This is a genomic window from Microcystis sp. LE18-22.4A (assembly GCF_027531105.1).
In the GTDB taxonomy this organism is placed as follows: domain Bacteria; phylum Cyanobacteriota; class Cyanobacteriia; order Cyanobacteriales; family Microcystaceae; genus Microcystis; species Microcystis aeruginosa.
The window spans coordinates 1-2189 of record NZ_JAPZRB010000159.1; the positions used below are offsets into that span (position 1 = coordinate 1).

The 2189-nt window shown below is 54.0% G+C and carries 1 protein-coding gene; it reads right to left on the reverse strand.

The genetic code is table 11. The annotated features are described in order from the left end of the window. Positions 1 to 116 precede the first annotated feature (116 nt). On the reverse strand, positions 117 to 1823 hold the full coding sequence (locus O9295_RS07310; RefSeq protein WP_288032520.1) for an SLC26/SulP family anion transporter: 1707 nt from the start codon (positions 1821 to 1823) through the stop codon (positions 117 to 119). Positions 1824 to 2189: the final 366 nt, after the last annotated feature.

A 2189-nucleotide genomic window follows, 5' to 3' on the forward strand; every position in this document is an offset into this window, starting at 1 on the left:
CAAGCTTTTCTGGTCGGAACCCCCTAAGCCGAGTTTTCAAGGTGCTGCGCCGTCCACTTGGTTTTCGAGACTGGCCTTTTAATTCTAACGTAAAGCCAACCTAGAACGGCGGGGTTTCAGACCCAAAATTTCCGATGATGAAACGCCTCGATCGCTTTCTCTAGAGTTGCATAAATACGTTCGGTCGAGATCGTCTCGGATAGGTCTCCTTTTTTTAATTGCTGATATAAATCTTGCTTCACCCGCGCCATGGCGAAAGTAATACCACGGCCGATTAATTCTCGATGTAATTCTTTCAACATATCGACCGCCGTAATATCGATATCTAGAATCGCTTCGGCGTTGAGAACGAACCACTCGACGGGGACTTTCTCCGCCTCGATCGCCGCTATTACCCGTTTCCGAAAATTCTCGGCGTTGGCGAAACAGAGGGGCGCGTCGTAACGGTAGAGAACCAATCCGGGGATCGTCGTCGCGCCCTGCCAATCCTCGATGTCGTGCAGGCCCGCCAGATTCGGCACTTCCCCCAAAACCGCATCGTGTGGTCGCATCAGCCGCGTGAACAGATCGACCACCGATAACCCCACGGCAACGCCCACCCCGACGAGGATATCGGTGGCCAGGACACCGAACATGGTGACGAGCGCCAATCGGAACTCGCTGGTTTTGAAACAACGCAGACGGTTGAACTCCGAGATCTCGATCAGACGGAGCGCGGCGTAAATCACGATCGCCCCCAAGGCCGCTTTCGGAAACAGGGATAGCAGCGGACGCAAGAACAAAAGTACCAAAATCACGATCAGAAAAGCCACGAGGGAAAACAGTTGTGATCGACTGCCCAGAGAATCGCCGATCGCCGTGCGACTGCCGCTACTGCTGACGGGAAAGCCTTGCATGATGCCGTTACCGATATTCACCGCTCCCAGGGCGAGTAATTCCTGATTGCCATCGATGCGATAGTTGTTTTTCGCCCCGAAGGCGCGGGCGGTCAAGACGTTATCGGAATAGCCAACGAGGGCGATACCGATGGCCGAGGAGAGTAAATAGACGAGCTGCTGGGAAGAAAAACCTCTCGGTACTTTCAAACTCGGTAAACCGGCGGGAATTTCCCCGATCACGGCGATGCCGCGCTCGTTCAGTTGGAACAAATATACTGCCGATGTGGCCAGTAGAACTGCGAGTAAAGGACCGGGGGCATTGGGAAAGCGACGTTGTACCACTAGCAGGAAAATTAGAACAGCAGCGGCGAGAATCAGAGTTGGTGGGTGAATCTCGGATAAATGTCCCGAAAATTCCCCGATCTGTCCGAAAAGCGATTCCGCTTTCAGTGACATCCCGCTAATTTTTCCCAACTGACCGACGATCATGATCACCGCTACTCCGGCCATGTAGCCGACGAGGATCGGTTTGGAGAGGAGATCGGCGAGAAACCCCAACCGGGCGAAAGCGGCGACGCAGCAGACGCTCCCCACGAGTAGGGCTAATAGACTGCACAGACTGGCGTAGTTACTACTATCCCCCGCGACGAGGGGCATGATAGCGGCGGCGGTCATTACTGCCGTCGTCGATTCCGGCCCGACGGAGAGTTGTGGTGAGGAACCGAGCAGGGCATAGATGAGCAGCGGCGGTAGGATCGCCCATAATCCGGCGATCGGTTGTACTCCGGCCAGTTCCGCATAGGCCAGACATTGGGGAACGAGATAGGCCGCCACGGTGATCCCCGCAATGATATCTCCCCGCAACCAGGCCGAGCGATAGGATCGCAGGCGCTTTAACCCGGGTAGAGAAAACCGCTCCCTAGAAAAATTTAATCGAGTAGGCATCCTCATCTCTTCTCCTGTCATCGAAGTTCGGCGTTGTGGGAATATTGGTGGCAAGAAAGCGTTAAATATCCGTGAGTGGGAATGTCTTTTTTGCGGGACTTTCCCTTCAAAAGCGACCTCGACCTTTAGCCCTGGCGGAAAACTTTCCTGTCGGCGAGCGATCGCGTTTTTCCTCGCCTCTCCAGAGGGTTATCAATAAAAGCGATCGCTATTTAGGGTTGGCTGAAAAAGTTTTTCCTGGGGGCAGGGTGTGGGGTGTAGGGTGTAGGGTGTAGGGTTTTAGCGATTTTGAGGGGGTCAATTACCTAATTTTCAGGGAAAAAGTCCCGGAATTTTCCACCCGATCACTCCGGGATCTGGCACTTT